Source organism: Vibrio metschnikovii CIP 69.14 (assembly GCF_000176155.1).
Taxonomy (GTDB): Bacteria; Pseudomonadota; Gammaproteobacteria; order Enterobacterales; family Vibrionaceae; genus Vibrio; species Vibrio metschnikovii.
Genome location: NZ_ACZO01000010.1, coordinates 22,986 through 38,082 on the forward strand (window position 1 = coordinate 22,986; position 15,097 = coordinate 38,082).

The 15,097-nt window shown below is 45.0% G+C and carries 10 protein-coding genes; 5 read left to right on the forward strand and 5 right to left on the reverse strand.

Going from position 1 to position 15,097, the window contains the following annotated elements; all coding sequences use genetic code 11:
- The first annotated feature begins 180 nt into the window (after window positions 1-180).
- The 4 genes from VIB_RS16855 to VIB_RS16870 all read left to right on the forward strand — a co-directional run bounded on the left by VIB_RS16855 (window position 181) and on the right by VIB_RS16870 (window position 5,983).
- Window positions 181-1,596 (forward strand): SLC13 family permease, encoded by a 1,416-nt coding sequence (locus VIB_RS16855; protein ID WP_004397635.1) that lies wholly within the window; start codon window positions 181-183, stop codon window positions 1,594-1,596.
- A 186-nt stretch (window positions 1,597-1,782) separates the two neighbouring features.
- Window positions 1,783-3,315 carry a 2,3-bisphosphoglycerate-independent phosphoglycerate mutase gene (gpmM, locus tag VIB_RS16860; RefSeq protein ID WP_004397636.1) on the forward strand — a complete coding sequence of 511 codons (1,533 nt, stop codon included), beginning with the start codon at window positions 1,783-1,785 and terminating at the stop codon, window positions 3,313-3,315.
- Between the two features lie 185 nt (window positions 3,316-3,500).
- Complete coding sequence (locus VIB_RS16865) at window positions 3,501-4,727, forward strand: DEAD/DEAH box helicase (RefSeq protein ID WP_004397637.1); 1,227 nt, start codon at window positions 3,501-3,503, stop codon at window positions 4,725-4,727.
- 131 nt (window positions 4,728-4,858) lie between these two features.
- On the forward strand, window positions 4,859-5,983 hold the full coding sequence (locus tag VIB_RS16870) for a murein hydrolase activator EnvC family protein (protein WP_004397638.1): 1,125 nt from the start codon (window positions 4,859-4,861) through the stop codon (window positions 5,981-5,983).
- Window positions 5,984-6,008: 25 nt separating this feature from the next.
- Here VIB_RS16870 and VIB_RS16875 read toward each other — a convergent pair whose 3' ends face one another.
- The 4 genes from VIB_RS16875 to nudC all read right to left on the reverse strand — a co-directional run bounded on the left by VIB_RS16875 (window position 6,009) and on the right by nudC (window position 10,016).
- Window positions 6,009-6,968, reverse strand: a complete 960-nt coding sequence (locus VIB_RS16875) for a hypothetical protein (protein ID WP_004397639.1) — start codon at window positions 6,966-6,968, stop codon at window positions 6,009-6,011.
- A gap of 152 nt (window positions 6,969-7,120) precedes the next feature.
- Window positions 7,121-7,771 (reverse strand): TetR/AcrR family transcriptional regulator, encoded by a 651-nt coding sequence (locus VIB_RS16880; protein WP_004397640.1) that lies wholly within the window; start codon window positions 7,769-7,771, stop codon window positions 7,121-7,123.
- Window positions 7,772-7,888: 117 nt separating this feature from the next.
- Window positions 7,889-8,953, reverse strand: coding sequence for a uroporphyrinogen decarboxylase (gene hemE / locus VIB_RS16885; protein ID WP_004397641.1), 1,065 nt, complete (start codon window positions 8,951-8,953; stop codon window positions 7,889-7,891).
- 262 nt (window positions 8,954-9,215) lie between these two features.
- Window positions 9,216-10,016, reverse strand: a complete 801-nt coding sequence (gene nudC / locus VIB_RS16890; protein ID WP_004397642.1) for an NAD(+) diphosphatase — start codon at window positions 10,014-10,016, stop codon at window positions 9,216-9,218.
- 182 nt (window positions 10,017-10,198) lie between these two features.
- Here nudC and VIB_RS16895 point away from each other — a divergent pair, with 182 nt between their 5' ends.
- Window positions 10,199-10,687, forward strand: coding sequence for an Rsd/AlgQ family anti-sigma factor (locus VIB_RS16895; RefSeq protein ID WP_040905865.1), 489 nt, complete (start codon window positions 10,199-10,201; stop codon window positions 10,685-10,687).
- A 121-nt stretch (window positions 10,688-10,808) separates the two neighbouring features.
- Here the strand turns inward: VIB_RS16895 and rpoC are convergent, their stop codons facing one another.
- Window positions 10,809-15,011: a DNA-directed RNA polymerase subunit beta' gene (gene rpoC / locus VIB_RS16900; protein ID WP_004397644.1), complete on the reverse strand. Its 4,203-nt coding sequence runs from the start codon at window positions 15,009-15,011 to the stop codon at window positions 10,809-10,811.
- Between the last annotated feature and the right edge of the window lie 86 nt (window positions 15,012-15,097).

Here is a 15,097-nt window from a genome sequence, read left to right on the forward strand (position 1 = left end):
GTTAAATGAAACATAGTCGCCATTTTTTATCACTAAAAGTGGCGACTATGTTTGCTCTAAGCCGAGCTTTCCACTGATTAACTGTGTCTAAGCTAACAATTTTCCATTCCCTATTACGATCTTTTCATAGCAATGCTTTACCCTAGATGACATTCGGATATTTTTGCAAAGGACGCTCTTATGTCAACGTTATCGACCGGGTTACTGACTCGGCTTGCGATCTGTTTTTTGATTCCTGTCGGTGTACTCTTACTCCCCATAGACACCATTCCTATTGATGAATTGACGCTCGTTCAGCATCGCTTGCTGGCTATTTTTTTACTCGCGGCTCTACTCTGGGTCTTAGAACCGGTACCCGTTTTTGCCACTTCTATTCTGATCATCGCTCTATTATTAATTATGATTTCAGACAAGGGGTTACATTGGTTCCGCTCCCCAATTGAACAACATGAAGTCGGGCATTTAATCCCTTACACTGACATTCTTGGTGCCTTCTCTTCACCGATCATTATTCTGTTTATGGGTGGATTCGCCTTAGCGATCGCGGCGTCAAAATATCAACTGGATAACAACTTAGCACGTGTATTACTGCGCCCGTTTGGTCATCAACCTAAATTTATTATGCTTGGATTGATGCTCATCACCTCCGTATTCTCAATGTTCATGTCAAATACGGCTACGACAGTAATGATGTTGGCTCTACTTGGACCCATTGTCGCCTCTGCGCCGAAAGGGGAGCTAGGCATTAAAGCTTTGGTGCTATCCATTCCGATTGCTGCGAATACAGGAGGCATCGCGACGCCGATTGGTACGCCACCGAATGCGATTGCTTTACAGTATTTAACGGGAGAGAACAGCATAGACTTTCTATCTTGGATGATGATGGGTCTACCATTTGTGATTGTTCAATTAACCATTGCTTGGTTTTTATTGCAGTATTTATTTCCCTCATCACAACAACAAATGACGCTAAAATTGCAGGGAACATTTCAACGCTCTTGGCGAGCAATCGTCGTCTACATCACTTTTGCAACGACGATTTTATTGTGGATGAGTACCGCTCTGCATGGCATGAATACTTATGTGGTCTCGATCATTCCACTAGCTGTATTTACGTTAACAGGCATTATGGGCAAAGAGGAACTCAAGCAAATTAATTGGGATGTACTTTGGTTAGTGGCTGGGGGGATTGCGATCGGTATTGGATTAGAGCATACCGGACTTGCCGTTGCCTTAGCCCATGCCATTGACTATGAAAGCTTATCACCGATGTTCATCGTCATTTCGCTATCGATGGTCTGCTGGCTAATGGCGAACTTCATGTCCAATACGGCAACAGCAAACTTATTAATGCCAATTGCTGCCGCTATTGGTGTCTCGATGTCCAGTTTAACGGAGATTGGTGGCCTACAAGGGTTATTGGTCGTGGTCGCGTTCTCCGCTTCTTTAGGCATGATCCTTCCAGTCTCAACACCGCCTAACTCATTAGCTTACTCCACAGGCTTAATTGAAAGTAAAGATATGGCTAAAACCGGTTTAATTCTTGGACTAGTAGGATTATGTATTGTGTATTTGGCCACTTGGGCGTTAACTTAATGAGAGCGTAACATCAATCGATTGCCGTAGAGAGAAGCAAAAACAATGAATATTGATCCATAGACAACATTCTTGGGATTGATAGGCAGAATCATTGATCTTAACCTACTGCAAAGCGGAGAAAGTGTAGTAAAATTACGCTAGTTTTTTATTTCTCATTACCATGAATTTGACGAGGTTATAATTATGTCTGCTAAGAAGCCTATGGCTCTAGTGATTCTTGACGGTTGGGGCTACCGTGAAGATAACACCAGCAACGCGATCAACAATGCGCACACACCAGTACTTGATGCGTTGATGGAAAATCATCCTCATACTCTTATTTCTGCTTCTGGCATGGATGTGGGTCTACCTGACGGTCAAATGGGAAACTCTGAAGTTGGCCATACTAACATCGGTGCAGGACGGATTGTTTATCAAGATTTAACCCGCATTACTAAATCAATCGCAGATGGTGAATTCCAGCATAATGAAGCGATTGTGAATGCGATTGATAAAGCGGTAGCCGAAGGCAAAGCGGTTCATCTCATGGGATTGATGTCGCCAGGTGGTGTGCACTCTCACGAAGATCATATCTATGCGGCAGTAGAGCTAGCCGCTGCTCGTGGCGCAGAGAAAATTTACCTACACTGCTTCCTTGACGGACGTGATACCCCACCACGCAGTGCTGAGGGCTCACTGGCACGTTTCCAAGACCTATTTAGCAAACTTGGTAAAGGACGCATCGCTTCTCTTATCGGTCGTTATTATGCCATGGACCGTGATAATAACTGGGATCGCGTTCAGCAAGCTTATGACTTATTAACTCAAGCTAAAGCAGAGTTCACCTATGACTCTGCCGTTGCTGGCCTTAATGCCGCTTATGCGCGTGAAGAAAACGATGAGTTCGTCAAAGCCACAGAAATTCGTAGCGCAGATCAAGAATCAGCAGCCATGCAAGATGGTGATGCGGTACTATTTTTAAACTATCGTGCTGACCGTGCTCGTGAAATAACCCGCACGTTTGTCGCCGATTTTGATGGTTTCACTCGTCAAGTGTTCCCTAATGTCAATTTCGTTATGCTAACTCAGTATGCAGCCGATATTCCACTAGCGACCGCTTTCCCACCAGCATCGCTAGAAAACACTTATGGTGAATGGCTTTCTAAAGCGGGCAAAACTCAGCTGCGTATTTCAGAAACAGAGAAGTACGCCCACGTGACCTTCTTCTTTAACGGTGGCGCAGAAAACGAGTTTCCTGGTGAAGAGCGCCAGCTAGTGGCCTCTCCAAAAGTCGCGACTTACGATCTTCAACCAGAAATGAGCTCCAAAGAACTCACCGATAAATTGGTTGCAGCGATTAAATCTGGTCAATACGATGCGATCGTTTGTAACTATCCAAATGGTGATATGGTCGGCCATACTGGTGTTTATGAAGCCGCGGTTAAAGCTTGTGAAGCGGTCGATGAATGTATTGGCCGAGTAGTTGAAGCGATTAAAGAAGTCGATGGTCAGTTACTCATCACCGCAGACCACGGTAACGCTGAAATGATGATTAACCCTGAAACCGGTGGCGTACATACGGCTCACACCAGTTTACCAGTACCGCTGATTTATGTCGGTAATAAATCAATTACTCTACAAGAAGGCGGTAAACTGTCGGATCTCGCACCAACCATGTTAGCGCTGACTGACATGGAAATTCCTGCTGAGATGTCAGGTAAAGTGCTTTATTCATAACGCTTGTTCCTAGCATACGATTTTTAAAGCATGGATCCCCTTAAATTCACCATTTAAGGGGATTTTTTTTATCGATGGATTTTACTTAACGGTTTCTTATTTAGCATCGCTATTCATCGTTAGTTGTCGCCAACGATGAATAGCTTTAGACTCAGACCACCGCTTCCCTCATCCATGATGTATTTATGACCTTTTCTGAGCTTAACTTAGCTTCTTCTCTACTTAGTGCACTACCCGCTGAGTTACATACTCCAACCACAATCCAACAGTTGGCGATTCCTGTGATTTTATCTGGTCGTGATCTGCTCGCTCTCGCTCAAACTGGCAGCGGTAAAACCTTCGCTTATGGTTTACCGCTATTACAAAAAACACTCCCGATGACACCACACATTCAAACCTTGATCATCGTACCGACGCGTGAACTGGCAACCCAAGTCAGCCAAGCGCTTGGCTTAATCGCCAAACCGATGCACATCGATGTGTGTCCAGTTTGTGGAGGGGTTGACCAGCAATGGCAACAGGATCAATTAGCGCAAAATCCTCAGCTCATCGTTGCTACGCCAGGGCGATTATTGGATCTTATTGAGCAACAGATCATAAACTTATCATCGCTACAACATCTGGTACTGGATGAGGCTGACCGGCTATTAGAGATGGGGTTTTGGCCAGATGTTCAGCGGATCATGGCCCATTTACCCGCGAAAAAACAAACCCTGCTATTTTCTGCAACCTTACTTCCCGAGCTTGAAGAAAAAGCCCTCCAGCCGTTAAACGATCCCATTAAGATCAGCGCTAATCCGCCGAATCAAACGGTGCCAGAGATCGAAGAACAGTTGTACTTGGTCAATAAAGGCAGCAAAGCACAAGTCTTGATTCATTTACTTAAGCAACATCATTGGTCTCAAGTCTTGGTCTTTATTAGCGCTCGAGATAATGCAGACGCACTGGCCAAAAAACTCCTTAAAGCAGGAATTCGTGTTGCCGCACTCCATGGCAATAAAGATCAAACCGAGCGTGAGCAAATCTTAACTCAATTTAAACAGCAGAAAATTGAAGTGCTAATCGCAACCGATTTATTGGCAAGAGGTATTCATATTGAACAGCTTCCTGTGGTCATCAATTTTGATTTACCGCCAAGCCCGGCAGTGTATATTCACCGCGTTGGGCGAACCGCACGAGCTGGGCAAACGGGTCTCGCTCTCTCTTTAGTTTGTCATAATGAAAACGCGATCCTCGATGCCATTCGTCAACTGACTCAGCGCCCTCTTGTTTTGCAAACGTTGGCCGATTTTCCCGTCACTGATCAACCAGCCACCACTATGCCAAAACGTCAACCACGAGATAAACAAGCCAATCGACGGAGTGCCCAAAAGCGCAGTGTGAAACAGTTTCAACCGAAATCATCTCGCTAAACGCCGATCCTTAACGACAAATGAGCAGTATGACAAAAAACCGCACAAAGTTTACATTATGCTACTCGCCTGACACGTGACTTTGAGTATACTGGGCATTCAACAATTTTAATGGTGATGATTGCCTAAACATGACGTTGTCTATTCTAAAACTTACTGTGCGATTATTGGCGGTCTGCTTAGCGATTACCACCTCATCAGGTGCTGCTTATGCCGCTTCGCAACAAGAGCTTTCTGGCGTCAAAAACGAAATCTCTCGTCAACAGCAATCACTGAGCCAACGACAAAAAGAACTGGATCAATTACAGCGTTCACTTAGACAACAAGAGTTGTCTATCTCTCAGCTAGAAAATCAAATTAAAAATACCCAACGTGATGTCGTGACTGCTAATGACAATCTCGCCAATATTCAAAAAAACCGACTTGAATTAGAACAGCAGCGCCAACAACAGACCGAAAAACTCACGCAACTGTTACAGACGTACTATGTGACTCAGCGAGCACTGGCCAGCGGCGATCTCCTCAAAAGTGGCGTCGAACAAGACAGAATTAGTCAGTATTATCAACATTTGGCCAAAGCGCGTACGGAAACCTTACGCCGTTTACAAACAACCCATCAAGCGCTCAACGAAAGTGAAAAGCAACTGCAGCGTGAGCGTGATCAAATCACCGCCCTATTGCAACAACAAACCGATAAGCGTGATAAGCTCGCCAGCACTCAAGCGGAGCGGCGTAAAACCGTCAATACCATTCAACAAAGTATCTCGGGCGATCAAGTTTATCTTGCCGAACTGCAACGCAATGAAACTCGCTTGAAAGCTGAAATCGCCAAAGCAGCGAAGCGTAATGCGGTGCCAATGGATGGACTCGCCCAGCAAAGAGGTAAGCTACCCTGGCCACTGCAAGGTAACGTATTGCACCAGTTTGGAGAGAAACAAACTGGTCAAGTCGATTGGAAAGGCATGGTGATCAGCGCCAATTATGGGCAAGCCGTCAAAGCCGTCTATCCGGGAACGGTCGTATTTGCGGAGTATTTACGTGGCTATGGATTAGTGATTTTACTTGACCACGGCAAAGGTGATATGACCTTATACGGTTATAACCAATCACTCATGAAAAAAGAGGGCGATAAGGTCGTCGCAGGTGACACGCTTGCCTTAGCCGGTGATACTGGTGGGCAATCTCGCCCCGCTTTGTACTTTGAAATACGTCGTAATAGCCGAGCAGAAAACCCACGCCAATGGCTGACACGATAAGTCTCACCAGCGCTATCGACGACGATTAATATCGATAATAAGTTTCGACCCTCTCTATCAGTTGGCTCAATTGCGATTTGGCTAGACGATTTACTCCTCCCGCCGCTTCTCGCCCACCACCGCTAACAAACTGAGCACAAATAGCGCCTGCGCCATGTTTATTCGCTAAAGGAGCACGCAACGACACAGTATAGCTTTCACTGTCGGCTTCAGTGAGCACCAAGTGAGCTTGGCTCGGTTGTTGATTAGCTAGCAGATTACCAAAGACGCCACTGACTCGATGTGAGGCCGATTGATTGGGTAACACAAACACGCGTAATTCCCGACTTTGGTAATATGCTTCTAGGCTTTGTGCTTGCGCCATGTCTTGCTGATAAGCCCGCTTGAGACGATGATAAGGGGAATGATGATCATCAATAAGCATAAAAGGACAAGGATAGTTCAATAAACTTCGCAGCAGTTCTGCGGGATGAAAGTGCAGATCTTCCAATTGTTGCCCATAGCCATTGTAATTGAGCAAAGTGCCGATTGACTGCAACTGCTCGGCTTGAAATGTCGTCAATCCAGCTTGTAATGCCAGTTGATTCGCGGTTGCGATCAAATTATCGCCATAAGCAGCGGCAATCGCCCAATGATGAAAACGGCCCGCCAGTAATCGATCAATGATCAAACCCGTACAAATATTGGCGTTTAAATCAATGTGAGCGGTTAAATTAGCGTGGTAAGGAACATCACCGGACTGATGATGATCAGCATAAAAAATGCTTGCTCCCTCGGAGAGAAGGCGCTGTAAATCAAAGACATTTTTCGCCATCGAAATATCCAGTACAGTCACAGAATCACCAGGATTAACCGTTAGTTTTTTCAGTAACTGTATGTCACGCTTTACGCCAGTCACTAGCTGACTTTCGATAGGCTCGGCTAAGCGCAGTTGTAATAGCGCGATGATGCCATCAGCATCACCATTAAAAACATCATAGTGCATGGTTATTCACAGGGGTATTTAGCGGACATAAGTACACTTTATCTAAATCGGTCTATGATGAGTAAGATAAAAACGTTATATCTCCAAACTTATTACTCAGCATCGCTATAACAGCCGTAATCGCATGGCAACCATTGAAAAGTCAACGCATTCTAGCCATTGATAGTGCTGGCATGCATGGCTCTGACACCTTCTTCTAACAATTGTAATTGTTCTAAACCTTGAGGGGTAGCATTGGGTTTCATCACCGAAATAATTTGTAGCATCCCCTGATGAATAACACGCTCGGTAATGGACGCGTTAGCCGACATCGCAGACTGATACGCCAACCAGCTTGAAGCGATCAAATGCAACGTTGTCACTAGCTTTTTCATCTCTTGCTCATCAATCACCAGCAGCTGCATATCGATAAACACTTGCATAATATTAATCAAGTTCACTTGGAGCTTATCTTGAACTTGAATATACGATTGATGCAGCTCAGGATCGCGTTGCAAAATTTCTGGCAAATTGGCGTAGAAAAATCGATATTTCCACATCAAATTAAAAATAGAATCCAGATAATGTTTCAGCAGCGTTAAACTCTCATATTGGCCCTGCCAAGGGCTAAAACGCTCGATAAGTTCTGCCGAGTACCAAGCAAAAATTTCACGCACGATCTCTTGTTTATTACGAAAATGATAATAGAGATTACCGGGGCTAATTTCGATATGAGCCGCAATATGGTTTGTGGTGATCGGTCTTTCACCATGTTCATTAAACAAAGCTAATGCGGCATGAATTATTCGCTCTCGGGTTTTCATTGTCGAACCATAATCTTTAGTGGTGAATTTATCTCAGTATATACCAAACAAGATAAAGAGGCAGACAGGCCCACCTCTTCGCTATTCAAAGGAAAGCGGACTCAATACTGAACCTTTTTATCGGTGATAAGGGGTCGAAAGTTCATGAACCGCATCGACAAACACTCCAGCATTCTCAGGTGGAACGTCTAAATGGATACCATGGCCTAAGTTAAACACATGCCCACTACCGGTACCAAAACCCTCAAGAATACTTGCTACCTCTTGACGAATTCGCTGAGGACTCGCATAAAGCATGGAAGGATCCATATTGCCTTGCAGCGCAACTTTATCACCCACTCGTGCTTTAGCATCAGCAATATTAATGGTCCAATCGAGTCCAATCGCATCACACCCCGTAGCCGCAATCGACTCAAGCCACATACCACCATTTTTGGTAAATAATGTAACAGGGACTCGTCTGCCTTCGTGCTCACGGATCAATCCATCAACAATTTTATGCATGTAATGCAGCGAAAACGACTGATAATCTCTTGGCGTTAATACGCCTCCCCAAGTATCGAAGACCATCACTGATTGCGCTCCAGCTTTAATCTGTGCATTCAAATACTCAATGACACTGTTTGCCAATTTATCGAGTAACCGATGCAATAAAGCAGGTTCGGCATACATCATCTTTTTGATCTTGGTGAACGCTTTTGAACTTCCGCCTTCGACCATATAGGTTGCCAACGTCCAAGGGCTGCCAGAAAAACCAATCAAAGGCACCTCACCCTGCAAATCTTTACGAATTTGGCGCACTGCATTCATGACATATTGCAGCTCGCCTTCTGGATCAGGTAAACCAATTTTATCCACATCCGCTTTACAAGTGATGGGACGCTCGAACTTTGGCCCTTCACCAGCTTCAAAATACAAGCCTAAGCCCATGGCATCAGGAATGGTTAAAATATCGGAAAACAAAATTGCAGCATCGAGTGAAAAACGGCGCAGCGGCTGCAAGGTAACTTCAGAAGCCAGCTCGGCATTTTTGCATAACGACATAAAATCGCCCGCTTGTGCACGTGTCGCTCGGTATTCTGGTAGATAGCGTCCCGCTTGACGCATCATCCATACTGGCGTGCAATCGACAGGTTGCTTGAGTAATGCACGCAAATAGCGGTCATTTTTTAATTCAGTCATGGTCTTTTCCCATTTTTCTATCAAGCGGTAATCAATCGCTCATTCTAACATTGATTGACCAAGCATCGCAGAGTGCTTTGCAACCGAGATCAAGTTATTAACTTTTAAATCAATGCTTAAATTGCGTGCAAAAGCATTAACTGTTACAAATTTATTCGCTAGCGAAAACGATAATAATAGCTAGACATTTAATGTCTAGCATCTCATAACCACATCTTACTTACCCCCTCCCTTGCGGAGGGTTTTTTTATGAGTGTTTTTTCTAAAAAGAACGACTGTCGATCTTATCATTCTCGACTCGTATGTCGGTCAAGGTTTGTTCGATTAAAGCTCGTGCTATCGTTCCGTGTGGAGCAAGCTCAGGTAAATGAAGTTCACTAAACCACTGCGCATCGGTCAGTTCTGAATAATCGGGGTTTAACTCACCTTCCGCATAATCGGCTAAAAAACCCATCATCATACTGGAAGGAAACGCCCAAGGTTGACTGCCCACATAGCGAATATTGTCGATAATAATCCCCGTTTCTTCTTGTACTTCACGCGCGACACATTGCTCAAGGGTTTCTCCTACCTCTAAAAAACCAGCAATCACCGTATACATACCACCGCGATGACGAGGATGCTGAGCAAGTAAAATCTGATCATCTTTGCGAACCGCGACAATAATGCACGGAAAAATACGAGGATAATGTAAAGTGCGACACTCCTGACATTGCATCGCTAACTGATGATGATTGAGCCGATTACGCCCACCACATTGTGAACAAAAACGCTGAGTTTGACTCATATGCCCATATTGAACCGCTTTGCTGGCTAGCAAAAATAGCGCCGAATCCATCGATAATAGCGTCCGCAAATTCACCATTGGTAACTCATCAGCTATCTCTTGAGCATTTATCCAATAAACGGGGGCTTGGTTATGCTCACCAATCAATACCGCATACTCAATCGGCAATCGCCATTGCTGCGCACAACCAAAAGGGATACTCCCATCAATGGTCCAGATCTCACTTCCTGAAACAACACACCAATAAGCGGCTTTTGCGTCACTGTTTTCTAACATACTCACTCCTGATTGCTTGCAGTTCAACCATTTTACTGGCAATCTAAATTCATACCAGAGTTTGTAGTCATTTGATTTTCAAACCTATAAATTCTCGTTAGGACAACAGGTTGTAGTACAACACTACAATGGGTGTGCAAGGAAAATCATCGGTAAGATGATGAGATCATGAGGGCATGGTCATGCTAAATAAATTAAAGAAAACACAAGAGCAGTGGGGCGGATCCAGTGAAGTTATCGATCACTGGTTGGATAACCGTCAACACCTGATCGTTGAGTACTGCAAGCTTGCAGCACTACAGCCTTTAACCCCCGAATCTTCACTGAATGAGTTACCAGCGCCTAAAGCGTTGCACCGCTTTAGCCAAGAGCTGGTTGATTATATCTCCGAAGGCCATTTTAAAATTTATGATATGGTCATGCAAAAATGGCAAGCGACTGGTTTTAAAGCAACGGATGAGATCAACCAAACCTATGGAAAAATAGTCCAAACGAATGATGCCTTATTAGATTTTGCGGATAACTATGCCACTGTGGCTGATGACGATGATTTAGATAATCTCGATAATGATTTATCGATGGTTGGTGAAGTACTTGAGTCGCGGTTTGCGTCTGAAGATTACCTGATTCAATTAATAGCAGACAGCCTTGCTATCCCACCAGGCGCATAAGCAAGCGTGAGCTTTCGCTTTTCATCTAAGTAAATTGAGTGAAAGCAGCGCAACATAATTGACCTGAAAAATGAGTTAAAAAAAGGCACCCGAAGGTGCCTTTTTTGATCATGCGATACGATTACTCGTCCGATGAAAAGCCAGCATTCAATAGCGCAGCAAGATTGTCCGTCGCTTGTTCCGCTGACGTACCTTCTTTTTGAGCTAGACGCTTCGCTTGGCGATCTTGGTGATACGCAAAACCGGTACCGGCAGGGATCAAACGACCAACGATTACGTTCTCTTTCAGACCACGTAAATCATCACGTTTACCCGATACCGCTGCTTCAGTCAGTACGCGCGTTGTTTCTTGGAACGACGCTGCTGAAATAAACGATTCGGTTGCCAGAGAGGCTTTGGTAATACCTAATAGTTCGCGTTCGAAACGAGCAGGTTCTTTACCATCAGCTTCCAATAAACGGTTAGCAATCTTAACTTGAGCGTACTCAATTTGCTCACCAGGTAAGAATTCCGAATCACCTGAATGGGTGATGGTACACTTACGTAGCATCTGACGAACAATCGTTTCAATATGCTTATCGTTTATCTTAACGCCTTGCAGACGGTAAACTTCCTGAACTTCGTTAGCAATGTATGAAGTCACGGCGTGGATACCACGTAGACGCAGAATATCATGCGGTGACTCTGGGCCATCAGCAATGACATCACCACGTTCAATGCGCTCACCTTCAAACACGTTGAGCTGACGATGCTTAGGAATCATCTCTTCATACACATCACCGCTATCGCGAGTGATCAGTAGACGACGCTTACCTTTAGTCTCTTTACCGAATGAAACAGTACCCGTATGCTCAGCAAGAATCGCAGGCTCTTTCGGCTTACGCGCTTCAAACAAGTCAGCTACGCGTGGTAGACCACCGGTGATATCTCGGTTACCGCCAGATTTTTGTGGAATACGTGCTAACGTGTCACCGATGTTCACTTCTGCGCCATCTTCGATGTTCACAATCGCCTTACCAGGTAAGAAATATTGCGCTGGCATATCAGTACCAGGAATCAATACATCTTTACCTTTCGCATCAACCAGTTTAATCGCAGGACGCATATCTTTACCTGCGGCTGGACGAGCGGCGGCATCGGTAACTTCACTTGAAGACAGACCCGTTAGATCATCAGTTTGACGAGAAACGGTTACACCATCAATCATATCCACGAACTGGATACGACCAGCCACTTCAGTGATGATAGGTAGTGTGTGCGCTTCCCAGTTAGCAATAACTTCACCGGCGTCAACAGCATCGCCATCGGCTTTGCTTAATAACGAACCGTAAGGCAGTTTGTGCTTCTCTTTGGTACGACCAAATTCATCAATAATCGTCATCTCTGATGCACGCGAAGTGATCACCAGTTTACGATCTTTGTTGATTACGAATTTAGCGTTATGCAGCTTCACAGAACCTTTATTCTTCGCTTGAATACTGTTCTCTGCAGCGGCTGTTGATGCTGCACCACCGATGTGGAAAGTACGCATCGTTAACTGTGTACCTGGCTCACCGATAGATTGAGCCGCAATAACGCCGACAGCTTCACCTTGGTTAACCAAGTGACCACGAGCCAAGTCACGGCCATAACACAATGCACAACAACCAAAGTCAGCATCACAGGTTACTACCGAACGAACGCGGATACGGTCAACCGAGTTATCATTAATGATCTGACACCATTTTTCATCCAGTAAGGTATTACGTGGAATCAAGACTTCTTCAGTACCAGGCTTAATAATATCTTCTGCAACAACACGTCCAAGCGCTAACTCAGTCAGAGCAACTTTAACGTCACCACCCTCGATATGAGGCATCATATCAACGCCTTCATGGGTGCCACAGTCGTGTTCAGTAACCACTACGTCCTGTGCTACGTCAACCAAACGACGAGTCAGATAACCTGAGTTTGCCGTTTTCAATGCGGTATCGGCTAGACCCTTACGCGCACCGTGGGTTGAGATAAAGTACTGAAGTACGTTCAGACCTTCTTTAAAGTTTGCGGTGATTGGCGTTTCAATGATCGAACCATCTGGACGAGCCATCAAACCACGCATACCCGCTAACTGACGAATCTGAGCCGCAGAACCACGTGCGCCTGAGTCGGCCATCATGTAAATGCTGTTGAAAGACTCTTGACGCTCTTCCTCACCATCACGGTTAATGACTAACTCAGAAGAGAGGTTTTCCATCATTGCTTTCGCAACGCGATCATTGGTTGACGCCCAAATATCGATCACTTTGTTATAGCGCTCACCGGCTGTCACTAGACCAGATTGGAACTGCTCTTGAATTTCGCGCACTTCTTCTTCTGCATCAGCAATTTCCGTGTATTTAGCCGCAGGAACAACCATGTCATCGATACCTACCGATACGCCAGACAATGCCGCATAAGCAAAACCGGTGTACATGATTTGGTCAGCAAAAATAACCGTGTCTTTCAGACCAAGCTTACGATACGCTTCGTTGAGCAAGTTAGAAATTTGCTTTTTACCTAACTTTTGGTTGACGATGCTATAAGGCAAGCCTGTCGGTACGATCTGCCACAACATGGCACGACCAATCGTTGTATCGACCAATTGGGTGTTAGTAGTGCTGTGACCATCTTCATCAACGACCGTTTCGGTAATACGTACTTTAACTCGCGCATGCAGTTCCGCGTTCTTAGTGCGATATGCCTTTTCAGCCTCTTCAGGGCCAGCAAGGTACATACCTTCACCTTTCGCATTGATCTTTTCACGAGTCATGTAATACAGACCCAATACAACGTCCTGAGAAGGAACGATGATCGGATCGCCCGATGCTGGCGACAGAATGTTGTTCGTCGACATCATCAGCGTACGCGCTTCAAGCTGTGCTTCTAGAGTTAAAGGCACGTGTACCGCCATTTGGTCACCATCGAAGTCCGCGTTATACGCCGCACACACGAGTGGATGCAACTGAATCGCTTTACCTTCAATAAGAACGGGCTCAAACGCTTGAATACCCAAACGGTGCAGTGTTGGTGCACGGTTGAGTAGCACTGGGTGTTCACGGATCACTTCATCCAAGATATCCCAAACGACGGCTTCTTCACGCTCAACCATCTTTTTAGCCGCTTTAATCGTCGTTGCTAGGCCACGAGTTTCAAGTTTGCTATAAATAAATGGCTTAAATAGTTCAAGTGCCATCTTCTTAGGAAGACCACACTGATGTAGACGTAAGTATGGACCAACGGTAATAACCGAACGGCCAGAGTAGTCTACACGTTTACCCAGTAGGTTCTGACGGAAACGACCTTGTTTACCCTTGATCATATCAGCAAGAGATTTCAGAGGACGCTTGTTAGAACCAGTAATAGCACGACCACGACGACCGTTATCTAATAGTGCATCCACCGACTCTTGTAACATACGTTTTTCGTTACGTACGATGATATCTGGTGCAGCAAGCTCAAGTAGACGCTTCAAACGGTTGTTACGGTTGATCACGCGACGATACAGATCGTTCAGATCCGACGTAGCAAAACGTCCGCCATCTAGTGGAACGAGAGGGCGAAGATCTGGCGGCAGTACTGGCAAGACTGTCAGGATCATCCATTCAGGTTTGTTACCTGAAGAGAGGAACGCTTCAACCAATTTCAAACGTTTGGTCAATTTCTTACGCTTGGTTTCAGAGTTAGTCGTTTCTAACTCTTCACGCATTTGCTCAGTTTCAACCTGTAGATCCATTGAAGACAAAAGATCTTTAATTGCTTCTGCGCCCATTTTAGCGGTAAATTCATCACCCCACTCTTCAAGACGATCCAAATACTCTTCTTCTGTGAGCATTTGTCCTCTTTCAAGATCAGTCATGCCTGGCTCAGTCACCACGTACATTTCGAAGTAAAGAACACGTTCGATATCACGTAATGGCATATCCATCAGCAAACCGATACGAGACGGTAGTGATTTTAAGAACCAAATGTGTGCCACAGGTGAAGCCAGCTCGATGTGGCCCATACGGTCACGACGAACTTTAGTCTGGGTTACTTCAACGCCACACTTCTCACAAATCACACCACGGTGTTTCAGACGCTTATATTTGCCACAAAGACACTCGTAGTCTTTTACCGGACCAAAAATACGCGCACAGAAAAGACCATCACGCTCAGGTTTGAACGTACGATAGTTGATGGTCTCAGGTTTTTTCACTTCACCAAATGACCATGAACGGATCATATCTGGAGAAGATAGACCGATTTTGATTGCATCAAATTCTTCGGTCTTATGCTGTGCTTTTAGAAAGTTTAATAAGTCTTTCACAATCAGCTCCTGTAAGGAGTTAAAAGGGCCCGCGGCTTAATGTAGCGAGCGCCTTCCTACCAGAAAACCAGTTAGGTCCCCCAAAG